This window comes from Oleisolibacter albus (assembly GCF_003336875.1).
GTDB classification, from domain to species: Bacteria; Pseudomonadota; Alphaproteobacteria; order Azospirillales; family Azospirillaceae; genus Niveispirillum; species Niveispirillum album.
The window spans coordinates 1-25,530 of record NZ_QGNJ01000015.1 but is presented as its reverse complement, the minus strand read 5'-3'; the positions used below and the strand labels follow the sequence as shown (position 1 = coordinate 25,530).

The window sequence follows — 25,530 nt, the reverse complement described above, 5'->3', positions numbered from 1 at the left end:
CCGGCATGGCCGCCAGAGACAGACGCCCCGCCCCCGGAGGTGGGGCAGGGCGTCAGATTGGAGCCACCAATGGAGGGCCGGCAGAAAGACTCAGCGGGCGGCAACCTGGACGATCTGGTCGACGGACAGGGTGGTGCCGGTGCGGGTCAGGTCCAGGCGGGTGGCGGTGGGCACGCCCGAGGACAGCTGCACGGCGACACTCTCGCCGTCCTTCAGCGTGTGGATGGTGCGCAGTGCAGCGGCGCCGGTTTCATTGGCAGCGGTGGTCACCACGGTGAAGTCGTCGCCCGTGCGGGTGAAATAGATGACGGCGGTCCGGCCATCCAGCTGCACCGTGTGCGCCTGGTTCTCGCGCAGTTCGGCGGTGGCGGCCGCGGCGGTCCCTGGGGCGGTCCCGGCAGCGGCGGTGATCAGCCCGGCGGCAGCCAGGGCGGCAAGGCGATGGAAACGCATCGGGGCAATCCTATCGGGATGATGGTTGCCCTTTATATGGCTGAATTGTTGCGCCGCAACATGAGACATTTTGCTGCGGCACCCATGTGTTTCAAGCAAGTGTGAAGAAAATCACAGGTCCAGTCTATGGCCCAATAGAAAGAAACTGTCGAACAGTCGTTCACCTACCCAGGCCGGCAGTCATCTTTACTGTGACGGGACTGCCGGCCCGGATCGGGAAATGCGCGCCTTACGGGCGGCTGTTCCCGCGCTTGCGACCGATACTGGCGACGCGCAGCGCGTTGGTGACGCCGGAGCGGCCGAAGGGCACGCCGGCGACGACGACGATCTCACCGGTGCCGTCGGCATGGCCGGTGGAGCGGGTGATGGCGGTGGCGCGGGCCACGGCCTCGGTCATGCTGTGGACGGTGGGGGACTCCACCGGCTCCACACCCCAGACAATGGCCAGCCGGCGGGCCGTGGCGGTGAAGGGGGTCAGGCTCAGCACCGGGATGGCCGGCCGCTCGCGGGCGATGCGCAGGGCGGTCGGACCCAGATGGGTGTAGGCGACGATGGCCTTGGCATCGATATCCTCGCCGATCTGGCAGGCGGCGGCGGCGATGGCATTGCTGGTGGTGCGTTCCAGCCGGGCGCGGCTGGCGTCGGTGACCACGCGCCAGCTTTCATCCTGCTCCACACGGGCGGTGATGCGGCTCATGATGTCCACCGCTTCCAGCGGGAACTGGCCGGCTGCGGTCTCCGCCGACAGCATGACGGCGTCGGCCCCGTCGAACACGGCCGTGGCCACGTCGGAGGCTTCGGCCCGGGTCGGCGTCGGCGCCTGGATCATGCTTTCCAGCATCTGCGTCGCCACCACCACGGGCTTGCCCAGGCGGCGGGCGGTGCGGACGATGCGCTTCTGCGCCAGCGGCACTTCCTCGGCCGGCAGTTCCACGCCCAGGTCGCCGCGGGCCACCATGATGGCATCGGTCAGGGCCGCGATCTCGTCGAAGCGCTCCAGCGCCTGCGGCTTCTCGATCTTGGCCAGGATCCAGGCGCGGTCGCCCACGATCTCCCGGGCCTCGATGATGTCTTCGGGCCGCTGCACGAAGGACAGGCCGATATAGTCGACCCCCAGCTCCAGGGCGAAGGCCACGTCGAGGCGGTCTTTCGCGGTCAGGGCCGGGATCGGCAGCACCACGTCGGGCACGTTGACGCCCTTGCGGTCGGACAGGCGTCCACCCACCAGCACTTCCGTGTCCAGATGCTCCTCGCCGCAACGGGTCACACGCAGGCGGATCTTGCCGTCGTCCAGCAGCAGCCGGGTGCCGACGCGGGCGGCCGTCATGATTTCGGGATGGGGCAGCTGCACCCGGGTGGAGTCGCCGGGGACCGGGCTCATGTCCAGGCGCAGGCTCTGGCCCTTCTGCAGGATGACATGGCCGCTGCGGAAGGTGCCGATGCGCAGCTTCGGGCCCTGGATGTCGGCCAGCACGCCGATGGGCCGCTCATACTTGGCTTCGATGGCGCGGATGCTGGCCAGCCGGGCGGCATGGTCCTCGTGCGAGCCGTGGCTGAAGTTCAGCCGGAAGACATCGACGCCGGTCCGGAACAGCGATTCGATCACCTCCTCGCTGCTGCTGGCGGGACCCAGGGTGGCAACGATCTTGGTGCGGCGATTGCGGAAGATAGGTTCACGCATGCAAAGACGGGCCTCGTCGAAACGGGTCACGCCATCAAGATGGCGCGGGCGGCATCGACGGTGGCGCGGACCGGAGCGGTCCCGACCGTCGACGAGTTCGAGGAGAGTATAACTGCCGTTCCCATGCAAGATCGCCAATAGATCAAACCGCACCACCGACGGTGGCCGCCGGGGCCGGCGCCAAATGCCGCAGGGCGCCTTCCAGGTCGGCGATGAGGTCGGCCGGGTCCTCCAATCCCACATGAAGTCGCACCAGCGGACCGTTCAGGCCCAGGGTGGCGGGGTCGCGGCCGGCCTGGACCGGCTCCGGCGAGACCAGTGATTCGTACCCGCCCCAGCAGAAGCCGATGCCGAACAGGTGCAGGCTGTCGATGAAGCGGACCACCCGCTCCTCGGTCACGGGCTTCAGCACAACCGAGAACAGGCCGCTGGCGCCGCGGAAATCCCGGCGCCAGATGGCATGGTCGGGATGGGAGGGCAGGGCGGGATAGAGCACCCGCTCCACCTCGGGGCGCCGCTCCAGCCAGGAGGCCACGGCCAGGGCATTGCGCTGGTGCCGCTCCAGCCGCACCGACAGGGTCCGCAGACCCCGCAGCCCCAGATAGGCATCGTCGGGCGAGGCGGAGAAACCGCCATCAATGGCGGCCCGCCGCAGCGCCGGGAAATAGGTGTCGCGCGCCGCCACCAGCCCCAGCATGGCGTCGGCGTGGCCGACCACATATTTGGTCGCCGCCTGCACCACCACATCCACGCCCAGGTCCAGGGGGCGGTAGAACAGGGAGGTGGCCCAGGTATTGTCGAGCAGCAGCACCGTCGGTGCCGGCCGCATTCCGTCGCCCTGGCGCACGGCATCGACGATGGCGGGGACGTCGTGCAGCTCGAAGGTGATGCTGGACGGGGCCTCCAGATAGACCAGCCGTGTCTGCGGCCGCAGACGGCGGGCGATGGCCGCCCCCTCGCGCGGGGGGAAGAACTCCACCTCCACCCCCTGCTCGGCCAGGCGGGTCAGGCAGAAGCGGCGGGCCGGCTCATAGACGCCATCGCTGACCAGGATGTGGTCGCCGGGCCGCACGAAGGCCTGCAGGGCGGTGACGATGGCGGCGAAACCCGACGACACGGCCACGGCCCCGTCGGCCCCTTCCAGGGTGGCATAGGCCTGTTCCAGCTGGCGCGTGGTCGGCGTGCCGTAGCGGCCGTAGCGGAAGCCCTCATAGCCCTGCTGGGCCGAACGCATGGCGGCAACGCTGTCGAACAGCACGGTCGAGGCCCGCACCACTGCCGGGTTCACGGCCCCCTGGGTGCTGCTGCGGCACCGCCCGACATGGGCCAGCAGCGTGTCCGGGCGCAGGGTCGCCGGCGTTGGACCCGGGACGGCCTGGGCGGACTCGGCAGGGGATGAGGGGGCTGGAAGGGTGGCCGTAGGGGTCATATCCGCGCTCCTGGGTCCGGTGGACGGTCCGGCCCGTGGGGGCCGGTCGAGGCGGGCTGACGCTGCGGCTCTGTGTCCCGATTGGTTGCCGGTCCGGCCGCATCCCTCCCCCCGCGGGGAGGCGCCACCTTGCCCGGGAAGGCAGGTTGGCGTTGGGCGTCGGCCCAACTCTTGATGCAGCTTCGCCTATACCTGCGAACGGGCGGTGCCGCAAGAGGGGAGTCCACGCCTCCTCCCGACGGAGCGGGCCGGTCAGTGTTTCAGCAGGCTGAAGACCGTCTCCGCCATCGCCACCTCACCTGTGCCGGCATCCTGGATGCGCAGATGCAGGGGCCTGTTGCCGCCGGCACCGTCCGGGGCCGTGACGAACAGCCGGACCGTCTGGGTGCTGTCGGCAGCGACCGCGACGCGCAGTGTTTGCCCGGTCTCATCCTCTGCGGGGTTGCGCAGCTCCGCTCCGTCCACCCCCTCGGCGGTGATGACATAGGTGGCCGGGGCCAGGGTACGGTTGGACAGGTTCAGCCGGTAGCCGTTGCGCACCCTGCCGTCGGCCAGGGCCACGGCCACGGGGGACCGCTCCTGCTGCGCGGCGACGGTCAGGCTGGGCCGCAGGGCGAAGACGCCGGCCATCAGCAGCAGGATGCCGGTGACGGCGGCGGCGGAAATCACACCCTTGGCGGACAGGCGACGCCGGGGCGGGGTGCGCGTCGAGGGGCGCGCGGGGGCGGTGGGTGTCAGGGCATAGGTCCTTTCCGCCCGCGCCGCCGCCTCTGCCTCTGCCTCTGCCGCCGCGGCGAAGGCGATCAGGCCGGTCGGGCGGCCCAGCTTGCGCATGACCGGAGCACAGGCATCGGCGCAGAGCCCGCAATTGATGCAGGACACGCTGTAGCCGGCCCGGATGTCGGTCCCGGTGGGGCAGACGCGGACGCACAGTGTGCAATCGATGCAGTCGCCCATGGGCGGGCCGCCGGCCCGCGCCTTGCCGCGCGGCTCGCCGCGTGCGGCGTCATAGGTGATGCTGCGGGTGGAGAGGTCGCCCATGGCCGTCTGGATTCGGGCCCAGGGGCACATATAGACGCAGAACTTCTCCCGCGTCAGCCCGCCCAGCAGATAGGTGCTGGCGGCGATCACCAGCAGCGACGTCCACATCCACGGCCCTGCCGACAGGGTCAGGAAAGCGTGGGCCGCCGTCGGTGCGTCCACGAACCAGAAGGTCCAGCTGGCCCCGGTGACCACGGCCAGGATCAGCCACAGCAGGTGCTTGGCCGCCTTGCGGGCCAGCTTGGCCACTGTCCAGGGCGCCTGGTCCAGCTTCATGCGGGCGTTGCGGTCCCCTTCCAGCAGCGCCTCGATGCGGACGAACAGCTCCGTCCACACCGTCTGCGGGCAGGTGAATCCGCACCAGACGCGGCCGTACAGGGCGGAAACACCGAACAGGGCGATGGCGGCGGCGATCAGCAGCCCGACCAGATGATAGACCTCGTCCGGCCACAGCACGGCGCCGGGCAGCCAGCCCCGGCCCCGGTCGAGATCCAGCAGCACCGCCTGATCGGGAAAGCCCGCGCCCCGGTCCCAGCGCAGCCAGGGTCCCAGATGGAACAGGCCCAGAATCAGGCTCGACAGTGCCGTCTTGGTCCGGCGGAACGGTCCGGCGACCGACTGCGGATAGGCCTTGCGTTGCGAAGGATCGCGGATCGGCGCTGCATCGAACGGCATCTGTCTGGCCTTTGCCAAGCGGGACGGTGAACCGGGCGGTCTGTTTGTGGGCGCGCAAAGACGCGGTTGCCGGCCCGTCCTAGAAAGGAAAGCGGAAGCATGATCGACGGCAGAAACCATATGCCGGCGCGATCATGTGGTGAGGGAAATGGATTTTCGGAGTTATTGAATTGATGGGGATCAAACTGAACTTCATTTTCTGGAGAAAACAATAATAACTTGATCTTGTGTCCTGTTCGAGTTGACGAATATCAAGCGCATGGGCGTATATTTTTCTGAATATATGTTTTGTATTTTCTTCGACGAAAATTCTTTCATTGTGTCGTGTATTGCCGTGACTGTATCCGGGCCGACATGCCGGAGAACGGAATTGTGTTTTGTTGCGATGCGGCAGCCGTTGCCAGCATGAACCGTCCCCTGGTATCAGGAGTCCCATGAGCGTCACCCCGACCCAGCACCGCCGGTTCCGTTGGCTGCTGTCGTGCCTGCTTCTGGGTGCGATGCTGCTGCGCGGCCTGGTGCCGGTCGGGATGATGCCGGACCTCAGCCGCCTGTCGCAGGGGGCGATCCCGCTGGTGATCTGCACCGGGTCCGGCGAGATGACGGTGCTGATGGATCTGACGCGGCCCGACGGTGTGGTCGCCAAGGTCGCAGCGGTCGGGGAAACCCGGCCGGACGGTGGTCATGGCGGCACCGGGGCGGACGGAACCCCGCCGGGGCTGTGTCCCTTTGCCCTGACCCTGGGCTGGGCCCTGCCGGTGCTGCTGGCGCTTGTGGTCCTGCTGCTGGTCTGGCCCCGCCTGGGGACGCTGCGCCCGCCGCGTCTGCCGGCCACCCGCTGCATCTTCCGCAGCGATGATCGTCTGGCCCGCGGGCCGCCCGCCGGGACCTTGATTCCGGCCTGATGGCCGTCCGGCCGATGTGACAGCCGCCCGATGTCGGCGCTGTCCCGCCGCCGGTTTCCCGACCCAGATCCAGTCCTGCTGCCTGCGGGTCCCTGTGCGCGCTGATCGGTTTGCGCCGTTCCGCGCCCGTGCCGGCGTGCCGTGGCCGATGGGCCGCCATCCGTCACCCGGGCAGCCTCCGTCCGTCGAGATCAGACCATGTCCCTGTTCCGCACCCGTATCCTGGCCGGCGTGTCCCCGGCCGTCCTGTCCCTGAGCGTGCTTTCCGCCATGCCCGCCATCGCCGCGGCGGAGGATCCGCCCGCCGCCCCGGCCCAGGTCGCCGCCCTGGCGGCCGATGATGCCACCTTCACCATCGGCGAGGTGGTGGTGACCGGCACGCGCATGGCCCGGTCCAGCGCCACGCTCTACAGTTCTGTCGACCGGCTGGGCGGCGACCTGCTGGAACGGCAGGTGGTGGACAGCGCCTGGGAACTCATGGGCCGCATGCCCGGCGTGCTGCTGACCGATTTCAATCAGGGCACCACCAGCGGCAAATTCTCCTTCCGCGGCTTCAACGGCGAGGGCGAGATCAATGCCGTCAAGCTGCTGATCGACGGCATCCCCAGCAACAGCAATGACGGCAACATGCCGTTTCTGGACATGGTGTTCCCGCTGGAGCTGGCAGCGGTGGAGACGGTGCGCGGCACCGCCGATCCGCGCTGGGGCCTGCACGCCATCGCCGGCAGCGCCGACATGCAGACGCGGACCGGCGGCAACTACCAGCAGGCCCGTCTGACTGCCGGCAGCTTCGCAACCTTCGAGGGGCAGGCTGTGGCCGGGATCGAGGAGGGCGGCTTCAGCCAGAATTACATGGCGGCCTATCGGCAGAGCGACGGCTACCGCGACCATGGCGATGCCGACCGGCTCAGCGCCGCCGGCAAATGGTTCTACACGCTGGGCGACGGCGGCACCCGCGTCGGTGCCATCCTGCGCTATGCCCGCAACAATGCCGAGGAGGCAGGTTATCTGACGCGGGTGGACGCCGAGGAGCGCCCCTCCGCCACCAATGCCTACAACGCGACCGATCGTGGCCGGCGGCGGCTGGCCCAGGGCAGCCTGCATCTCGACACCGATCTGGGCGACCATGCCGACGCCATGGCCCGCGCCTATGTCAACCGTTTCAAGGACCGGCGCTGGGTGCAGTTCTCGCCGGGGACGTCGCAGCAGGAGCGCGTCACCGATGAATGGCAGTATGGCGGCATTGCCGCCGTGCATTACCATGTGCAGGACAGCGGCCTGCATGCGCTGATGCTGGAGGCGGGGGGCGATGTCCAGATCCAGGACAACAAGAGCCTGCGCTATCTGACGCGCGCCCGTCAGCGCACCAGCCAGACCCGCGACCAGTCCTTCGATCTCGATGTCTATGGCGGCTATGTCCAGGCGGTGATCGAACCGACGGACTTCCTGAAGATCGTCCCGGCCTACCGGGTGGATGCCGTCGGCGGCGACCATCATGACCGGCTGAGCGGTCGTGGCTATGATGTCAATGATTACGGCACCATCGACCAGCCCAAGATCAGCGCCGCCCTGACACCGGTCGATGGTGTGGTGGTCTATGGCAATTGGGGGCGCAGCTTCCAGATCGGCGTTGGCTCCGGCGCCTACAAGATCCCGCCGCGCACCACCGATCTGGCCGCCTCCGTCAATGAGGGGTGGGAAACCGGCGTGAAGCTGTCCCCCGGCCGTTGGCTGGAAACCCGGCTGGCCTATTGGGAGCAGACGGCCTCGGGCGAGGTGAAGCGCAAGCTCAACGATCCGCTGGGCGATTTCGACAATCTGGGCAAGACCCGGCGTCAGGGCATCGATGCCCAGGTCAATGTCCGGCCGCTGGACTGGCTGGAGCTGTGGCTGGCCGTCGCCTGGCAGAAGGGCGAGATCCGCGAACCCGACCCGGCCTCCCCCGCCACCCGCGGCAACCGCATCGACCATGTGCCGTCCTGGCTCGGTTCCGGCGGCATCGACGTGCAACCGACGCCCGACCTGCGCCTGTCGCTCTGGGGCAATGGCCAGAGCAGCTATTACCTGGAGTCCAGCAACAGCAAGGGCAAGTTCGGTGATTATGTGCTGCTGACGGCGGAGATCGCCTATCAGGTCACCGAGACGGTGGAAGCCTCGGTCCAGGTCAAGAACCTGACCAACACCGACTATGCCTATGTCTGGTGGGACGGCATCCAGTCGCTGCATTCGCCGGGCGACAAACGTGCCGTCTACGGCACCGTGACCCTGCGGTTCTAAGGCTGCCGGACCAAGGAGCGGGGCCATGACCATCCGTTTCTCAGCTCTCCGCGGTCCGGCGTCCGCCGGCCGGGTGCGGGCGGGGCGTGCCCTTGCGGTGCGCACTGTCCCGGGCCGCATGGCCCGCGCTCTCTGGGGGTGGCTCCATCGCTGGCTCGGCCTGTCGGTGGGGCTGCTGTTCGTGCTGGCCGGGCTGACGGGAAGCCTGCTGGTCTTCTATCCCGAGCTTGACCGGGGTCTGCACCCGGCCCTGCGGCCGGTGCCGGCCGCGGGGCGGCCCCCAAGCTATGAGGCGGTCTATCAGGCGCTGCTGCGGGCCGAACCCGGCCGCAGCGGCCCCTGGCGGATCGAAGTGACGGAGACGGGCGGGCCGATTCCCATCCGCTATTACTGGCCGGCGGAGACGGAGGCGCGGTCCTTCGCCCCGCTGATGCTGTGGATCGATCCGCACGCGCTGACCGTGCTGCGCCAGGCCTTCTGGGGCGACTACCTCACCACCTGGCTGTACGATCTGCATTACCGTCTGCTGCTGGGGGCGGACGGTGCCATCATCATGGGCGTGGCGGGGATCGGTCAGCTGCTTCTGCTGCTGGGCGGCCTGTATCTGTGGTGGCCGGCCGCCGGCAAATGGCGGGGAGCGTTGGCGCTGAAGCGGGGCGCATCACCGCAGCGGCGCATCTATGATCTGCACAAGCTGGCCGGCCTCACCGGTCTGGTGCCGCTGCTGGTCGTGGTGGTCACCGGCGTGCTGCTCAGCCTGCCGGGCGTGGTGCGGCCGCTGCTCGACCGGGTGTCACCGTTGCATGTCCCGGTGACCGGTTCCGTCCATCTGCCGCCGGAGGGGCGGCGTCTGGATCTGGATGCCGCCGTCGCTGTGGCCCGCCAGCGCTTTCCCACGGCCGAACTGGCCTGGATCGAGACGCCGGGCCTGCACCAGGGGGCCTACCGCATCAATCTGTGGCAGCCGGGCGAGCCCAGCCGCCGGTTTCCCCGCACCAATGTCTGGGTGCATCCGCTGACCGGCCGCATTCTGGATGTGCGCGACGGCCTGCGGGACAGGGCCGGCGATACGCTGCTGGCCTGGCTGCACCCGTTGCACAGCGGCGAGGCGTTCGGCATGGCTGGGCGCTGGCTGATCCTGCTGTCCGGGCTGGTGCCGCCGGTGCTCTGCCTCACCGGCCTCCTGCGCTGGCGCCATAAGTGCCGCGCCCGGCGCGCATCGGTGGCGGGCAAGGCGGGGTCTTGACCCTGTAGCGGCTACAGGGTCTATCCCAGGCGGCGGTCGGGTGGCGCAATCATGCCCGGCCCCTGGGAGAGCCTGTCATGGATCAGTTCGCGGATCTGTCCGCCACCGCTTCACCGTCCTCCGCGGCTCCCGCCGTGGGGCCTGAGCCGCTGCGCTACCGCGTCGGCGGCATGGATTGTCCCAGTTGCGTGGCCAAGGTGGAAACGGCATTGCGCCGCCTGCCCGGCGTCGATGCAATCAGCCTGAATTACCAGTCGCAGCTGCTGAAGCTGACCCTGGATCCGGCCGCCACGCCGCGGGAGGGGCTGGAACAGGTCATCCGGGCGCTGGGCTATACGCTCCAGCGTCTGGACGGGCTCAGCATTGTCGCAGCAGATGGCACCACCATCGCGGAGGAGGCGGACAGCGCTGCCGGGACGCCCTGGTGGTTGTCGCCCAAGCTGCGGATCACCCTGGTGATCGGGCTGCTGGTGGCTGCCGGCTGGGTATTGCCCTGGTTGCTGCCGACGGCGGAACCCTATGCCCTGCTGCCCGCCGCCCTTGCCGGTCTGGCCGTGTTCGGGCGTCGTGCCCTGCTGCTGGCGCGCACCGGATCACCCTTCAGCATCGAGATGCTGATGGTGGTGGCGACCCTGGGCGCCATCGCCATTGGAGAGACGGCGGAGGCGTCCGTCGTCGTGCTGCTGTTCGCCATTGGCGAGTTGCTGGAAGGGGTGGCGGCGGGGCGGGCCCGGTCGGGCATCCGCGCCTTGACGGCTCTGGTGCCGCGCATGGCCCTGCTGGTGGAGGAGGGGGGCGCGCGGGCGATACCGGCGGCCCGGGTGGAGGTGGGCCAGACCCTTCTGGTCCGGCCTGGAGACCGGGTGCCCGCCGACGGCACGATCAGCGATGGCCGCTCCGACCTGGACGAATCCCCCATTACCGGCGAGTCCGTGCCGGTGACCAGGGGCGAGGGCGACACGGTGCTGGCGGGCAGCATCAACCGCACCGGCGCCCTGCAGATCCGCGTGACGCGGGCCGCGGCCGACAACACCATCGCCCGCATCATCCGCATGGTGGAGGAGGCGGAGGCCAGCCGCGCCCCCACCGCCCGCTTCATCGAGCGCTTCAGTGCCCGCTACACGCCGCTGGTCATCCTCATCGCCCTCCTGACCGTGCTGATCCCGCCGCTGGTGGCGGGGGCCGACTGGCAGACCTGGATCTATCGCGGGCTGGCGGTGCTGCTGATCGGCTGCCCCTGCGCCCTGGTGCTGTCCACCCCGGCGGCCATCACCTCCGGCATTGCCGCCGGCGCGCGGCGCGGCCTGTTGATCAAGGGCGGTGCCGCGCTGGAGGCCATGGGCCATATGCGGACCGTCGCTTTCGACAAGACAGGCACCCTGACCCGCGGCGAGCCCCAGGTCACGGACCTTGTGCTGCTGTCCGGCAGCGACGGCACCCTGATGGGGCTGGCGGCGGCGGTGGAAACCGGCTCCAGCCATCCCATCGCCCGGGCCATCCTGGCCAAGGCCGCCGCCGAGGCCGTGCCGCCGCGTCCGGTGCGGGAGCAGAAGGCCCAGCCGGGCCGTGCCGCGGAGGGGATTGTCATTGGCCGGCGGGTGGAGGTCGGCTCCGTCCGCCACGCGCTGGAGCGCGGAGCCAGCCTGCCGCTGGATCGGGTTGAAGCCCTGGAGGCCGCAGGCAAGACCGTGGTCGCCGTTCTGGCCGACGGTCAAGCGTTGGGCCTGATCGCTGTGCGCGACGAACCGCGGCCCGATGCCGCCCGCGCTCTGGCACGGTTGCGCGCGCTGGGCGTGCGGACGCTGATGCTGACCGGGGACAATGCCCGCACGGCTGCGGCCATTGCCGACGGGTTGGGTATCGAGGTGCAGGCCGGGCTTCTGCCCGAGGACAAGCTGCGGGCCATCACCGACCTGAAGCAGGACGGCCCCGTGGCCATGGTCGGAGATGGCATCAATGACGGGCCGGCCCTGGCCGCGGCCGATGTGGGCGTTGCCATGGGCGGGGGCACCGATGTGGCCCTGGAATCCGCCGACGCGGCGCTTCTGGGCAGCCGCGTCGACGGTGTTGCCGACATGATAACGCTGTCACGCGCAACCCTGCGCACCATCCATCAGAATGTCGTCATTGCCCTGGGGCTGAAGGCGGTGTTCCTGGTCACCACGCTGGCTGGCGTGACCGGGCTGTGGCTGGCCGTGCTGGCCGACACCGGGGCCACGGTGATCGTGACACTCAATGCCATGCGTCTGCTGGCGAGCCGCTCTGCCCTGCGCTGACGTGGTGGCTGCCTTTCCCGGACGTGGTGCGACAGATGGGAGCGGAACGGTTCGGATCAACCCGGGTCCAATGGTAATGGGGTAGCGTGTTCATAACGGACCGTTACTTCCAGAGTGGCTGACAGCGCAACCAATACGGGCTGCCGCCGTGCCCTGCTGGTAACCGTCCAAGGGAGTGCCGGCGGGGCCGGTGCTATGGCTGTCGGGGGATTGTATGCAGCTCTTGGTCGACCTGTTTCTCGGAATGCCGGCTCTGGCCCGCGTGGTGCTGGTCCTCAGCCTGGTCTCCGCGGCGGGTGTCGCCCTGGGGCAGATCCGTATCCGCGGCATCGGCCTCGGCATCGGCGGCGTGCTGTTCTCCGGGATCGCCGGTGGCCATCTCGCGGCCCAGTGCGGTGTTTCCTTCAATCCCGAGATGATGGATTTCATCCGGGATTTCGGCCTGATCCTGTTCGTCTACACCATCGGCGTCCAGGTGGGACCAGGCTTCATCGAGGGGTTGCGGACCACCGGGCTGGCCTTCAACGGCCTGGCCCTGCTCATGGTGCTGCTGTCGGTGCTGGTGACGGCGGCGCTGACGGTGTTCGGCATTGTGCCCCTGGCGCCGGCGCTGGGCGTCTTTGCCGGCGGTGTCACCAATGCTCCGGCCCTGGCGGCGACCCAGCAGGTCTTGACCGAGGTGGGGGCCGATGCCGGCCTGCTGCTTCTGCCCGGCCTGGCCTTCGCCGTGACCTATCCGTTCGGCATCGCCGGCAACCTGCTGGCCATGTCGACCATCCGCATCCTGTTCCGCATCGATCCGCACAAGGAGGCGGCCGAGTTCGAGGCGGCCCGCCGGCGTGAGATCGCCGAACTCCACGCCATGGACGTGGTCATTCTCAATCCGGAAATGGACGGGGTGGAACTGGGCAAGCTCTCCATGCTGCCGCAGCTGGGCGTCGTCGTCTCGCGCCTGCTGCGCGACCGGCAACTGATGGTGCCGCAGCCCGACATCCCGCTGCGCGTGGGCGATACGGTGCATCTGGTCGGGCCGCAGGCCAAGCTGGACGAGGTCAAGCGGGCCCTGGGGCGGGAAGCCGATGTGGCCCTGACCACCCAGGGCACCGAACTGAAATGGGAACGCATCGTCGTCACCAACAACGCCATTCTGGGCAAGCCCATCGCCGCGCTCGATGTGCGCAGCCTCAAGGTGGTCATCAGCCGCGTCAACCGCGCCGGTGTCGAACTGGTTCCGGACGCGGCGCTGCGTCTGCAGTTCGGTGACATCCTGACCGTCATCGGCCGGCCCGAGGGGCTGAAATCCGCCGCCCAGCTCATCGGCAATTCCCAGCGCCGTCTGCAGCAGGTGGAGATCATCCCGATGTTCATCGGCATCGCCCTCGGCGCCATCGTCGGGTCTATTCCCCTGTTCATCCCCGGCCTGCCGGCGCCGCTGCGCCTGGGGCTGGCCGGCGGCCCGCTGGTGGTGGCCATCCTGCTGTCACGGCTGGGGCATCTGGGCGGGCTGGTCTGGTTCATGCCGCCGGCCGCCAATCTGGCCCTGCGCGAGATCGGCATCGTGCTGTTCCTGGCCGTGCTGGGCATCGCCTCCGGCGCCCGTTTCGTCGAGACGCTGCTGAGCGGGGCGGGCCTGCCCTGGATGGCCTGGGGCGTTCTGGTCACCCTGGTCCCGCTGCTTGTGACGGGCGTCATAGCCCGCGGTGTGCTGAAGCTCAATTTTCTCAGCATCTGCGGCATCATGGCCGGGGGTCAGACCAATCCGCCGGGTCTGGCCTACGCCCATGCCATCGCCGCGTCCGAGGCGCCGGCCCTGGCCTATACCACGGTCTATCCGCTGGCCATGTGCCTGCGCATTCTGGCCCCGCAGGTTCTGGTCCTGCTGCTGAGTTGAGTTCTGCGCCCGGGCGCGGCAATCCACCTCAGTCCGGTCAGCCGCTTCACTGTTGCACCTGGACGTGGTTCGGCCCAAACAAAGGGAAGTGAACCGTATTGCGGGTTTAATTAACCACAATGCGGTTAATTTGGCAAGCGGGAAAGGCGCCGGGCGGATACGGGCCTGGCCAGGTCTCCCGCCGCCGAAAACAACCCAAGGGAGCGCACCATGGCTTACGCAACGACCAACCCCTTTACCGGGGACGTGCTGAAAACTTTTCCGGACGCGACGGATGACGAGGTCCGCCAGGCCATTGATGCCGCCCATCAGGCCTTCCTTGCCTGGCGCACGACCAGCTTCGCCGAGCGCGCGGCCATCCTGCATCAGGCCGCCGAGATTCTGCGGGCCGAAACCGACGCCTATGCCCGCATCCTGACCATGGAAATGGGCAAGCTGCTGGTCGAGGCCAAGCTGGAGGTGGCCCTGTCCGCCGATATCCTCGATTACTACGCCCGCCACGCCGAGACGCTGCTGGCGCCGGAGACGCTGCCCGTGGCCGATCCGGAGACGGGTGTTGCCACGCTGGTGTGCGAGCCGCTCGGCGTGCTGCTGGCCATCGAGCCCTGGAACTTCCCCTACTACCAGATCGCCCGCATCATCGCGCCGCAGCTGTCGGCCGGTAACACCATGCTGCTGAAGCATGCCGCCAACGTGCCGCAGAGCGCCGCCGCCTTCCAGGCGCTGATGCTGCGGGCAGGTCTGCCGGCGGGCGCCTTCCGCAACCTGTATGCCACCCGCTCCCAGATCGAGATGATCATCAACGATCCGCGGGTGCATGGCGTGGCCCTGACCGGCTCGGAGGGAGCGGGCGCCGTGGTGGCGGCCCAGGCCGGCAAGGCGCTGAAGAAATCCACGCTGGAACTGGGCGGTGCCGACGCCTTCGTGGTGCTGGCCGATGCCGATCTGGAGAAGACGGTGCGCTGGGCCGTGTTCGGCCGCCACTGGAACGGCGGGCAGGTCTGCGTCTCCTCCAAGCGCATGATCATCGTCGATGATCTGTATGACCGCTTCCTGGAGCTGTACGCGCAGGGCGTGGCCGGGCTGAAGGCCGGCGACCCGCTGGACCCCGAGACGACTCTGGCCCCCCTGTCCTCCCAGGCCGCGGCCGACGAGGTGCGGGAGAAGATCCGCGAGGCGGTTGCCCATGGCGCCACCGCCACCGAGGTGGGGCCGAAGGTGCCGTCGCGCGGCGCCTTCGTGCAGCCGACGATCCTGACCAATGTGGGCGAGGACAATCCGGCCCGGTATTGGGAGTTCTTCGGGCCGGTCTCCATGCTGTTCCGGGCCAAGGACGAGGAGGATGCCATCCGCATCGCCAATGACTCGCCCTTCGGGCTGGGTGGCTCCGTCTTCACCCGTGACGTCAAGCATGGCGAAGCGGTGGCGCGCCGCATCTCCACCGGCATGGTCTTCGTCAATCACCCGACCATGGTGAAGGCCGATCTGCCCTTCGGCGGCATCCGCCGCTCCGGCTATGGCCGCGAGCTGATCGGCCTGGGCATCAAGGAGTTCGTCAACCACAAGCTGATCGGCGTCGTCGATATCGACGCCAAGTTCTGATCCGCAGCGGTCGGGGCCGGTCCCGGGATGGGGCCGGCCTCCGGTTCGCGCCGATCGGGGTTGGGGCCGACCCGGGTTTGTCCCGGCCTCGAAGTCCCGGCCGTTCAGCCCATCAGGGCCGGACCGCCGGCCCGGTCGGGGAACCGGGCGGCCAGCCAGCGCTCGGCCCGCACTCCTTCGGCCTGGATCTGCGGGATCAGGGCGGCCATGCCGGCCCGGTCGCCGGCCTTGGCGGCCTGGTCCAGGCGGCGGGCCAGATCGGCCAGTCCGCGGAAGCCCAGATTGCCGGCGGTGGACACCAGCCGGTGGGCGGCCCGCGCCGCGCTCTCCGGTTCCGGCGCATGGGCCAGCTGCGCCAGATCGGCGCGCAGCGCCGGATGGGCCGCGGCCACGATCTGCTCCAGCGTGGCCTGGCCGACCGTATCCGCGATCAGGTCCAGCACGGTCATGTCGATGTCGGGCTGGGCGGCAATGGCCGGGTCCCCGGCCGCCGCCGTCTCGGGCTGCGGTCCCGCGTCCAGCCAGAGCATGCTCTTGTGCAGCAGATCGTCCTGGTTCACCGGCTTGGCCACATGGCCGTTCATGCCCGCGTCGCGGCAGCGGGCCAGTTCCTCCGGCAGGATGGCCGCGGTCAGGGCCAGGATCGGCACCTGCCCGGCCGGACCATCCAGCGCACGGATGCGGCGGCTGGCCTCCAGACCGTCCATCACCGGCATCTGCACATCCATCAACACCAGATCGAACCCGCCGCCGCTTGCGGCCTCCACGGCCTGCAGGCCGTTGTCGGCCAGGATCACCTGCTGGCCTGCCTTGCGCAGCATGGCAGAGACCAGGATCTGGTTGGCCCGCAGATCATCCACCACCAGGATGCGTCCGCGCCGCGGCAGGGCTGGGCGCGACAGGGTTCCGGCGTCCGCCGGGTCCAGATTGCTGGCCGCGGGAAGGGGCAGGGTGAACCAGAAGCAGCTGCCCCCGCCGGGCCGCGGGGCCAGGCCGATATCGCCCCCCATGGCCTGGATCAGCCGCCGGCAGATGGCCAGCCCCAGCCCCGTGCCGCCGAAATGCCGCGTGGTGGAGGCATCGGCCTGGGTGAACGGCTCGAACAGCTGCTCGACCTTCTCCGTCGGGATGCCGATGCCGGTGTCCTCCACCCGCAGAAGCAGCTTCCAGACGCCATCCGGGCCGGGGTCACCCTGGACCTGGACCCGGATCGACCCGACGGCGGTGAACTTCACCGCATTGCTCAGCAGGTTCAGCAGCACCTGACGCAGGCGCAGCCCGTCGCCTACCACCATCGCCGGCACATCGGCCGCCACATCGAGATCGAGCGACAGCCCCTTGTCCTGGGCCGTCGTGCGCACCATGCCCAGGCAGCCTTCCAGCACCCGCCGCAGATCGAAGGGATGCGGGTCGATGGCCAGCCGTCCGGCCTCGATCTTCGAGAAATCCAGGATGTCGTTGATGATGGCCAGCAGGCTGCGCCCGGCCTCGTACTGCAGATCGACGAAGGTGCGCTGCTCATCGGACAGGGGCGTGTCGCGCAGCAGGTCGGCGAAGCCCAGCACCGCGTTCAAGGGTGTGCGGATCTCATGGCTCATGGTGGCCAGGAAAGCGCTTTTCGCCTCGTTGGCGGCCTGGGCCTGATCGCGGGCCAGACGCAGGTCCGCAGCCAGATGCTCCAACTGGGTCCGGGCCCTGTGCGCCGTGGTCACATCCTCGAAGATCCAGACCCGCCCGAACTGGCCGTTGCCCAGCAGCGGGCGGGACTCCACCGACAGCAGGCGGTCGTCCAGGTCCCAGATCTCCGTCGCCCGCGCGTGGGGGTGGGCCAGGGCGACGATGATGCCCTTTTCCAGGGAGTCGGCATTGGCGCAGCGCCGCCGCAGCGCCTGCATCCGCTGCGCCAGATCGGCCGGGGCGATGATCCCGGGCGGGCAGCCCAACAGGTCGGCCGCAGCGGCATTGACCAGACAATCCTCGGACCGGGCATCGGTGAACACCAGCCCGATGGGGATGCTGGCCAGCAGATCCTCGAAGCGCACCCGCATCTGCTGCCAGAGATGGGCGGACTCATGGTCGCGGATCATCTGGGGCAGGCGCGGGGCCAGGACGGCGGCCACCGGCTCATGCCCGGCCAGGGGGTGTGGCTGCGGCCAGAGCAGCAGGATGCCACCGGCGACAACGCCCTCGCTGTCCGCGGGCGGCACCAGCAGCGCCGCCTGGGCCGCACCTGTCTCCAGCAGCGGCAGCAGGCAGACGGGCAGGGCCGATGGGGCCAGCAGCACCAGGCCGTCGGTCCGCGTCCCGCTCCAGCTCAACCGGTCCGTGGCGAAGGCGCCGGCCGGCACTGCGGACCCGGCGGCGGCGATGGGCAGGCAGACCGGACCGCGCCGGGCGACGGCGACGGCCGCCCCGGCCCCCAGCGCCGCCCGCAGCATCTCCAGCACGGCGTCCAGGCCGCTGCCGCCCTCCGGTGCGTCGAACGCGGGGCGGACCATCATACGCCGGCGTCCACCAGCGGCAGATGCCGCTCCAGCGCCGCCCGCACCTGATCCGCCGCGGTCATGTGCGGCAGGTGTCCGCGGGTGGGGATGACATCCAGCGTGCTTCCCGGCCAAGCCTGCTGCAGATAGTGCCCCACCGCAAGGGGGACGGCCATGTCCTCGGCCGGCTGCAGGATCACGGCGGGGACCGTCAGCCGGCCGATGATGCCGCGCAGATCGGACTGGAAAATGGTGCGGGCGATGGCCAGGGCGATGTCCGGCCGCATGGAGAACAGGGTGCGGGAGAACTCCTGCAGGGCCGGATGCTCCACGCCGACCACCAGCGGGGCGAAGCCGGCGACCCAGGTGGAGAAGTTGGTGGCCATGGCGGCATAGAGGCCATCCAGCGCCGGCTGGTCGAAGCCGCCGACATAGCCGCTGTCGGGATCGTTGAGGTAGCGGGGGCTGCCGGCCAGCAACAGCAGACGGTCGAACAGGTCGGGCCGGGCGATGGCCGCCAGCGCGCCGACCATGCCGCTGACGGAATGGCCAAGATAGAGGCAGGGCCGGTCGCAGCAGGTCTCAACCAGCGCCACCAGATCGTCGGCGAAGCCGTACAGGCTGCCATGGCGCCGGGGGTCGAACAGATCCGCGCCTCCCGGGCCGCATCCCGCCAGATCGAACAGAACCACACGGAAATGCCGGGTTGCCCAGGGCAGCAGCCGGTCCCAGGCGCTCTGGTCGGTGCCATAGCCGTGGGCCAGGACCAGGGTCACTGGGCCGTTGCCGAGAATCCGGCCGTTATGCCGCGCCAGCACGGTCTGCATGGGGCTTCCTTCGCCGACGGTCCGTCCGCCGGGGACGGAGGATGCGTGCCCCGGCCGGCCGTTACCAGTCGAACGACTGTGGCAAAACAGGAGCCCGACCGGAAGGGGGAACCTGTCATGGCAGGATCATCCAGGCCGGGGCGCTGGAATGCCAAGGGCCAGGGTCCCGCTGCCGGAACCCTGGCCCTTGTCTGGAATGCCCGCAGCGCCGGTCCCGACGTCGGGACCGGAACCCGGCCTGGGATCAGTGGGCGGCCTTGCCGGCCGCGTCCCGCGGACGCAGATAGATGAACCAGTAGATGGCACCGACCAGGATGGCGCCGCCGATCCAGTTGCCGGCCGTCACGGCCAGCAGGTTGACGATGAAGGCCCCCAGCGGGATCTCCGGCGCGGCCCGGCCGATCTCATGCCAGAACTCCGCCGGAGCGCCGTGCTGGATCAGCAGCCCCATGGGGACATAGTACATGTTGGCGACGCAGTGCTCGAAGCCGGCGGCGACGAAGGCGGTGACCGGGAAGACGATGGCCAGCACCTTGTCGGTGACGCTGCGGGCCGCCAGCGACAGCCAGACCGCCAGACAGACCAGCACATTGCAGAGGATGCCCAGCACCAGGGCCTGGAAGGGCGGATAGCCCGTCTTGGCGACGGCGTAATAGACGGCCGTGGCCCCGACGGCACCATGGCCGAACATGTACTGCCCGGACAGGAAGACCAGGACGGCCGTGATGGCCGCCCCGACGAAATTCCCGAGCCAGACCATGGTCCAGACCCGGACCATGTCCCGGATGCGCAGCTTGCCGCTGGCCCAGGCCATGACCATCAGCATGTCGCCGGTGAACAGCTGGGCGCCGCCCACCAGCACCAGGATCAGGCCAAGGGAGAACACGAACCCGCCCAGCAGCTTCGTCACGCCGAACGGCATCATGCCGTCGGCGCCGGAGACGACCAGGGTGGCGATCATGGCGCCCAGGCCGATGAAGGCCCCGGCCAGAACGGCCAGGGCGAACAGGGTCGCCCCGCCATAGTGGGCTTTCTTGACGCCGAGATTCTCGGCCGCCCGGGCGATGCCCTCCGGCAGGGGGGCATCGATGAAGGGGGCGGGCTTGTGCTCGTCCATCACGCCCCCACCAGATCCGGCGTGGCCTGCTTCTGCCCGGTGGCCTGGATGGCCGTCAGGGCCACGGTGTAGACGATGTCATCCACCAGGGCGCCGCGGGACAGGTCGTTCACCGGCTTGCGCAGGCCCTGCAGCATCGGGCCGACGCTGACGACATTGGCCGAGCGCTGCACCGCCTTGTAGGTGGTGTTGCCGGTGTTGAGGTCCGGGAAGATGAAGACGTTGGCATGACCGGCCACCGGGCTGCCCGGCGCCTTCTGCCGGCCGACGCTGGCGACGCTGGCGGCGTCGTACTGCATCGGACCGTCGATCAGCAGGTCCGGCCGCAGCGCCTTGGCCAGACGGGTGGCTTCACGCACCTTCTCCACATCGTCACCGGTGCCGGAGGTGCCGGTGGAGTAGGAGATCATGGCCACGCGCGGCTCGATGCCGAAGGCCTTGGCGGAGTCCGCGGACTGGACCGCGATCTCGGCCAGCTGTTCGGCCGTCGGATTGGGATTGATGGCGCAGTCGCCATAGACCAGCACCTGGTCCGGCAACAGCATGAAGAACACGCTGGACACCAGGCTGACGCCGGGCCGGGTCTTGATCAGCTGCAGGGCCGGACGCACGGTGTTGGCCGTGGTGTGCACGGCGCCGGAGACCAGGCCGTCCACCTCGTCCAGGGCCAGCATCATGGTGCCGAGGACCACCGCGTCCTCCAGCTGCTCGGCCGCCTGCGCGGGCGTCATGCCCTTGGATTTGCGCATCTCCACCATGTGCGGGACATAGCGGTCGCGCACGCGGGCCGGATCGATGATCTCCAGGCTGTCGGGAACCGACAGGCCCAGGCCGCGGGCGACGTCATGCACCTTCGCCGGCTCGGCCAGCAGCACGCAATGGGCGATGCCCTTCTCGTGGCAGCGCAGGGCGGCCTGGATGGTGCGGGGCTCGTCGCCTTCCGGCAGGACGATGCGCTTGGCGGCGGAGCGGGCGGACTGGATCAGCCGGTGGCGGAACACCGGCGGCGACATGCGGTCGTCCTCCTCCTCCTCGATGCTGACCAGCAGCGGCGCGCAGTCGATGCGGGTGGCGATGAAGCGCAGCACCTGCTCCATCTGCCGCTCGTCGTCGGTGGCCACATGGCAGTTCAGGGCGGCAAGGCGGCTGGCGGTGCCATAGGTGTCGGCCGCCGTGCCCAGCACCGGCAGGCCGGACTCGCGGGCATGGGCCATCAGCGCATAGACCGAGGCCGGCAGGGTCCCGCCACAGGTCAGCAGCAGGCCGGCCAGCGGCACGCCGTTCTGATGGGTCAGGGCCGCGGCCAGGGCCACGTCGCTGCGGTCGGTCGGGGTGACGACCAGGGTGCCGGGGCCCATGCGGTCGATGACCTTCTCCACGGCCTGGGCGGCGACCACCACCTCATGCACGCGGGCCTGGGCCATGGTGCCGGGATGGATCACCTGCAGCGACAGGGCCTCGACCACCTCGCTGACGCGCGGGGCGTTCAGCGACGGCTCGAACGGCACGGCGGCCAGCACCGGGGTGCGGCGGCCGATCTGGGCGGCGATATCGGCGGCGGTCGAGCCGTCGGTCAGCTTGTTGACCAGGACGCCGGCGAAGGGGGTGTTGCCGGCGGCCAGCTCGGCCTCGGCATAGGTGCGGGCGGTGATCTCCAGCATCTCCGGCAGGTCGGCCAGCGGCTGGGCGCTGCCATCGACCACCGGCACCAGCGATGCGGCCAGGCTGCGGCGCATGGCGGCGTTCAGCGCCTGGGCGCCGGGGGCGGCATCACAGGGGATCAGGCCTTCGACCACGACCACATCCTTGGCGTGGCTGGCGCTGTCCACCAGGGCCACCACCTCCTCCATCAGCGCATCCATGTCGCCGGTGCGCAGGCGCTGTTCCGCCTGCTGGAAGGTCAGGCCGCGCGGGGCGTTGACGCCGCAGAGGCTGCTGGCGAAATGGACCGAGGGGTCGGTGGTGCGGGACACTTCCTCCGGCTGCGAGATCGGCTTGACGAAACCGACGGACAGCCCCTGGGACTGCAGGGCCTGCACGAGGCCGAGCGCCATGGAGGTCAGCCCCGCATCGTGGGATGTGGGGACGAGGAACAGGGTCTTATGGCTGGACATGGTCGTAAACCTCTCCGGCCGCCCTGTGGGGGCGGCCGGTTGCAAGGGGCAGTCAGTGGACGAGGAGTTCCGCCAGTTCGGCGGCATCGCGGGCGATCATCCATTCCTCGTTGGTCGGAATGACGACGGCGGCCGGGCGCACGGAGCGGCTGATGAGGCCGGTGGCCCCGCCCACGGTGTCGCGGTTGACCGCTTCGTCCAGATCCAGGCCGAGCGGACCCAGGCGCTGCAGGGTCGAGGCGCGGATGAAGGCCGAATTCTCGCCGATGCCGCCGGTGAAGACCACGGCGTCGAGCCGCGGCAGCGTGGTGGCCAGGCCGCCGATATGGTGGGCCAGACGGTGGACGAAGACATCCAGCGCCAGCTTGGCGCCGGCATGGCCCTCGGCCGCGGCGGCCTCCAGGGTGCGGCAGTCATTGGACAGGCCGGACAGGCCCAGCAGGCCGCTTTCCTTGTTCAGCACATGGTCGATGGTGGCGGCGCTCCAGCCCAGCTTGGTGGCCAGATAGGTCAGGATGCCGGGGTCGACATCGCCGGAGCGGGTGCCCATGACCAGCCCCTCCAGCGGGGTCATGCCCATGGTGGTGTCGATGCTGCGTCCGTTCAGGACCGCGGTGGCCGAGGCGCCGTTGCCCAGATGGGCGATGACGATGCCGTGATCCGCGGGGTCCAGCTGCAGCAGGCGGACGGCTTCCTCCGCCACGAAGCGGTGGCTGGTGCCGTGGAAGCCGTAGCGGCGGACGCCATGCTCGTCATAGAGCTTGCGCGGAATGGCGTAGAGATAGGCCTCTTCCGGCATGGTCTGGTGGAACGCGGTGTCGAACACGGCCACCTGCGGCACCCAGGGCAGCTTGGCCATGGCCATGCGGATGCCGATGAGGTTGGCCGGGTTGTGCAGCGGGGCGAGGCCGCTGACGGCCTCGATGTCGGTCAGGATCTCGGCGTCGAGACGGATGGAGCGGGCGAAGCGCTCGCCGCCATGGACGACGCGGTGCCCGACGGCACCGATGCCAGACAGCAGGCCGCGTTCGGACAGGATGGCCAGCAGGCCCTCCACGGCGGCTTCGTGTCCGCCGCCATCCAGGCTGGTGGTGGTCTTGACGCCGTTCTGCTTGCAGTGCAGGCGCGCATCGGCGGCGCCCAGGCACTCGGCCAGCCCCGAAATCAGGGGATCACGGCTGTCGGCGGCGAAAACGGCGTACTTCAGGGAGGAGCTGCCGCAGTTGATGACGAGAATCAGCGGGCTATGGAGCATCGGAACGGTCCCTCGATCAAGTCACGGTCAAGCCCCGGGAGGCGAAGAGGCCGCGTGCGGTGCGGACCTGATCGGCCGTGGGGGTCGGCGTGTCTGCAAGTGTGTAAGTCAGACCCAGGCGCGCCCATTTTGAGGCACCCAGATTGTGGAAGGGCAGGACCTCGACCCGCTCCACCAGCGGTCCCAGGTCCGCGACGAAATCCGCCAGCCGCAGGATATCGTCGCGTCCATCCGTCAGACCGGGCACGAGCACGTAGCGGATCCACATGGGTTTTCCCAGGCGGACCAGCCGGCGCGCGAAATCGAGCGTCGGCTGCAGTGCGTATCCGGTGAGACGGTGATACTGCTCGGGATCGGAATGTTTGATATCGAGCAGAACTAGATCGGTGGCGTCGAACCAATCGTCGGAGACGTTGGCATGCAGCGCGCCCTGGGTGTCCAGGGCCGTGTGCAGTCCGTACTCCGCCTTGATGCGGGTCATCAACGCCCCGGCAAAGGGGGCCTGTACCAGCGGTTCGCCACCCGACAGGGTGACGCCGCCGGCGAAGCGCAGGAAGCCGGCATAGGGGGCCACTTCGGCCACCGCCTCGTCCAGCGTGACGGCCCGGCCGTCATGCAGCTTCCAGGTATCGGGATTATGGCAATAGAGGCAGCGCAACTGGCATCCGGAGAGGAAGAAGACGAAGCGCATGCCCGGCCCGTCGACGGCGGCACCTGTTTCCACGGAGTGGAGGTATCCCGTCGTGACCGCCTCATGTCCCCGGGGGGACGGCGCGGTGGTGTGGTCGGGGCCTGACATGCGCTTCTCCTTACTCACCGGTCCACGATCACATGTGCTCGTGGAAGGTGCGGCTGATGACGTCGAGCTGCTGCTCGCGTGTCAGCTTGACGAAGTTGACGGCATAGCCGGAGACGCGGATGGTGAGCTGGGGATAGAGCTCGGGATGTTCCATGGCGTCGAGCAGCATGTCGCGCTTGAAGATGTTGACGTTGACATGGAAGCCGCCGGCGGCGGCGAAGCCGTCGAGGCAGTTGGCGAGGTTGCGGGTCCGTTCGGCCTCGGTATGGCCCATGGCGTCGGGGGTGGCGGAGGCGGTCCAGCTGATGCCGTCGAGGGCGGAGTCGTAGGGCAGCTTGGCCACCGAGGCGCCGGCGGCGACGAAGCCCTTGCGGTCGCGGCCGTTCATCGGGTTGGCCCCGGGGGCGAAGGGCTCGCCGGCCCGGCGTCCGTCCGGTGTATTGCCGGTCTTCTTGCCATAGACGACGTTGCTGGTGATGGTCAGCACCGACTGGGTCGGCATGGACTTGCGATAGAAGTGCGGCTGGGCCGCGACCTTGTCCATGAAGGTCTTGGTCAGCCACACGGCGATCGTGTCGGCGCGGTCGTCATTGTTGCCATAGGCCGGGTACTCGCCCTCGATCTTGTAATCGACGGCGCGGCCGGACTCGTCGCGGATGACCGAGACCTTGGCGTATTTGATGGCCGAGAGGCTGTCCGCCGCCACCGACAGGCCGGCGATGCCGCAGGCCATGGTGCGCAGGATGTCACGGTCATGCAGCGCCATCTCGATCCGCTCGTAGGCGTACTTGTCGTGCATGTAATGGATGGTGTTCAGCGCCTTGACATAGGTCTTGGCCAGCCAGTCCATCATCTTGTCGAACTTGGCCACGACCTCGTCATAGGACAGCACGTCGCCGGTGATCGGCTCGAAGCCCTTGGCCACCACGGCGCCCGACTTCTCGTCCACGCCGCCATTGATGGCGTAGAGCAGGGCCTTGGCCAGGTTGGCGCGGGCGCCGAAGAACTGCATCTGCTTGCCGATGCGCATGGCCGAGACGCAGCAGGCGATGCCGTAATCGTCGCCCCAATGCGGCCGCATCAGGTCGTCGTTCTCGTACTGGATGGCGCTGGTGTCGGCCGAGACCTTGGCGCAGAAATCCTTGAAGCCGCGCGGCAGCTGCGTGCTCCACAGCACCGTCAGGTTCGGCTCCGGGGCCGGACCCAGATTGTACAGGGTCTGCAGCATGCGGAAATTGTTCCGGGTCACCAGCGGACGGCCGTCCATGGCCATGCCGCCCAGGCACTCGGTCACCCAGGTCGGGTCGCCGGAGAACAGCTGGTCATATTCCGGCGTGCGCAGGAAGCGGACGATGCGCAGCTTGATGACCATGTCATCGATCATCTCCTGCGCCTGCTCTTCGGTCAGGACGCCGGCCTCGATGTCGCGCTGGATGTAGATGTCCAGGAAGGTGGAGAC

Annotated in this window: 17 protein-coding genes and 1 riboswitch; of the genes, 6 read left to right on the top strand and 11 right to left on the bottom strand. The window is 68.9% G+C overall.

What is annotated here, in order from left to right; genetic code table 11:
• Nucleotides 1-90 precede the first annotated feature (90 nt).
• The 4 genes from DK368_RS17535 to ccoG form a co-directional block, all read right to left on the bottom strand.
• Nucleotides 91-453, bottom strand: a complete 363-nt coding sequence (locus tag DK368_RS17535; protein ID WP_114395276.1) for a hypothetical protein — start codon at nt 451-453, stop codon at nt 91-93.
• Between the two features lie 229 nt (nt 454-682).
• A complete protein-coding gene (pyk, locus tag DK368_RS17530) occupies nt 683-2,134 on the bottom strand; it encodes a pyruvate kinase (protein ID WP_114395340.1) in 1,452 nt (483 codons plus the stop codon).
• 142 nt (nt 2,135-2,276) lie between these two features.
• Entirely contained in the window at nt 2,277-3,563 is a 1,287-nt protein-coding gene (gene metC / locus DK368_RS17525; protein WP_114395275.1) for a cystathionine beta-lyase, read from the bottom strand.
• A gap of 71 nt (nt 3,564-3,634) precedes the next feature.
• Nucleotides 3,635-3,746: riboswitch (SAM-I-IV-variant riboswitch) on the bottom strand.
• Nucleotides 3,747-3,815: 69 nt separating this feature from the next.
• Nucleotides 3,816-5,279, bottom strand: coding sequence for a cytochrome c oxidase accessory protein CcoG (gene ccoG / locus DK368_RS17520; protein ID WP_162306081.1), 1,464 nt, complete (start codon nt 5,277-5,279; stop codon nt 3,816-3,818).
• Between the two features lie 434 nt (nt 5,280-5,713).
• Here ccoG and DK368_RS17515 point away from each other — a divergent pair, with 434 nt between their 5' ends.
• The 6 genes from DK368_RS17515 to DK368_RS17490 all read left to right on the top strand — a co-directional run bounded on the left by DK368_RS17515 (nt 5,714) and on the right by DK368_RS17490 (nt 15,476).
• Nucleotides 5,714-6,184 (top strand): DUF2946 family protein, encoded by a 471-nt coding sequence (locus tag DK368_RS17515; protein ID WP_114395273.1) that lies wholly within the window; start codon nt 5,714-5,716, stop codon nt 6,182-6,184.
• Nucleotides 6,185-6,382: 198 nt separating this feature from the next.
• Complete coding sequence (locus tag DK368_RS17510; protein ID WP_114395272.1) at nt 6,383-8,461, top strand: TonB-dependent receptor; 2,079 nt, start codon at nt 6,383-6,385, stop codon at nt 8,459-8,461.
• A 25-nt stretch (nt 8,462-8,486) separates the two neighbouring features.
• Nucleotides 8,487-9,707 carry a PepSY-associated TM helix domain-containing protein gene (locus DK368_RS17505; RefSeq protein WP_205028275.1) on the top strand — a complete coding sequence of 407 codons (1,221 nt, stop codon included), beginning with the start codon at nt 8,487-8,489 and terminating at the stop codon, nt 9,705-9,707.
• Between the two features lie 77 nt (nt 9,708-9,784).
• On the top strand, nt 9,785-11,983 hold the full coding sequence (locus DK368_RS17500; RefSeq protein WP_114395271.1) for a heavy metal translocating P-type ATPase: 2,199 nt from the start codon (nt 9,785-9,787) through the stop codon (nt 11,981-11,983).
• Nucleotides 11,984-12,197: 214 nt separating this feature from the next.
• On the top strand, nt 12,198-13,874 hold the full coding sequence (locus DK368_RS17495) for a putative transporter (RefSeq protein WP_205028274.1): 1,677 nt from the start codon (nt 12,198-12,200) through the stop codon (nt 13,872-13,874).
• Nucleotides 13,875-14,084: 210 nt separating this feature from the next.
• Nucleotides 14,085-15,476 (top strand): NAD-dependent succinate-semialdehyde dehydrogenase, encoded by a 1,392-nt coding sequence (locus DK368_RS17490; protein ID WP_114395270.1) that lies wholly within the window; start codon nt 14,085-14,087, stop codon nt 15,474-15,476.
• A 104-nt stretch (nt 15,477-15,580) separates the two neighbouring features.
• Here DK368_RS17490 and DK368_RS17485 read toward each other — a convergent pair whose 3' ends face one another.
• The 7 genes from DK368_RS17485 to DK368_RS17455 all read right to left on the bottom strand — a co-directional run.
• On the bottom strand, nt 15,581-17,977 hold the full coding sequence (locus DK368_RS17485) for a hybrid sensor histidine kinase/response regulator (RefSeq protein WP_114395269.1): 2,397 nt from the start codon (nt 17,975-17,977) through the stop codon (nt 15,581-15,583).
• Complete coding sequence (locus tag DK368_RS17480; protein ID WP_114395268.1) at nt 17,974-18,786, bottom strand: alpha/beta fold hydrolase; 813 nt, start codon at nt 18,784-18,786, stop codon at nt 17,974-17,976. Before DK368_RS17480 ends, DK368_RS17485 begins: the two co-directional genes overlap by 4 nt.
• 244 nt (nt 18,787-19,030) lie before the next feature.
• Nucleotides 19,031-19,903, bottom strand: a complete 873-nt coding sequence (locus DK368_RS17475; protein WP_114395267.1) for a formate/nitrite transporter family protein — start codon at nt 19,901-19,903, stop codon at nt 19,031-19,033.
• Nucleotides 19,903-22,017: a phosphate acetyltransferase gene (gene pta / locus DK368_RS17470; RefSeq protein WP_114395266.1), complete on the bottom strand. Its 2,115-nt coding sequence runs from the start codon at nt 22,015-22,017 to the stop codon at nt 19,903-19,905. The genes DK368_RS17475 and pta overlap by 1 nt, the downstream gene beginning before the upstream one ends.
• A 52-nt stretch (nt 22,018-22,069) precedes the next feature.
• Nucleotides 22,070-23,272, bottom strand: coding sequence for an acetate/propionate family kinase (locus DK368_RS17465; protein ID WP_114395265.1), 1,203 nt, complete (start codon nt 23,270-23,272; stop codon nt 22,070-22,072).
• A gap of 16 nt (nt 23,273-23,288) precedes the next feature.
• The gene (pflA, locus tag DK368_RS17460; RefSeq protein WP_114395264.1) at nt 23,289-24,071 is read right to left on the bottom strand and encodes a pyruvate formate-lyase-activating protein; all 783 of its coding nucleotides are present in this window, start codon (nt 24,069-24,071) and stop codon (nt 23,289-23,291) included.
• A gap of 28 nt (nt 24,072-24,099) precedes the next feature.
• On the bottom strand, nt 24,100-25,530 hold a 1,431-nt coding region (locus tag DK368_RS17455), incomplete at its 5' end, for a pyruvate formate lyase family protein (RefSeq protein ID WP_114395263.1).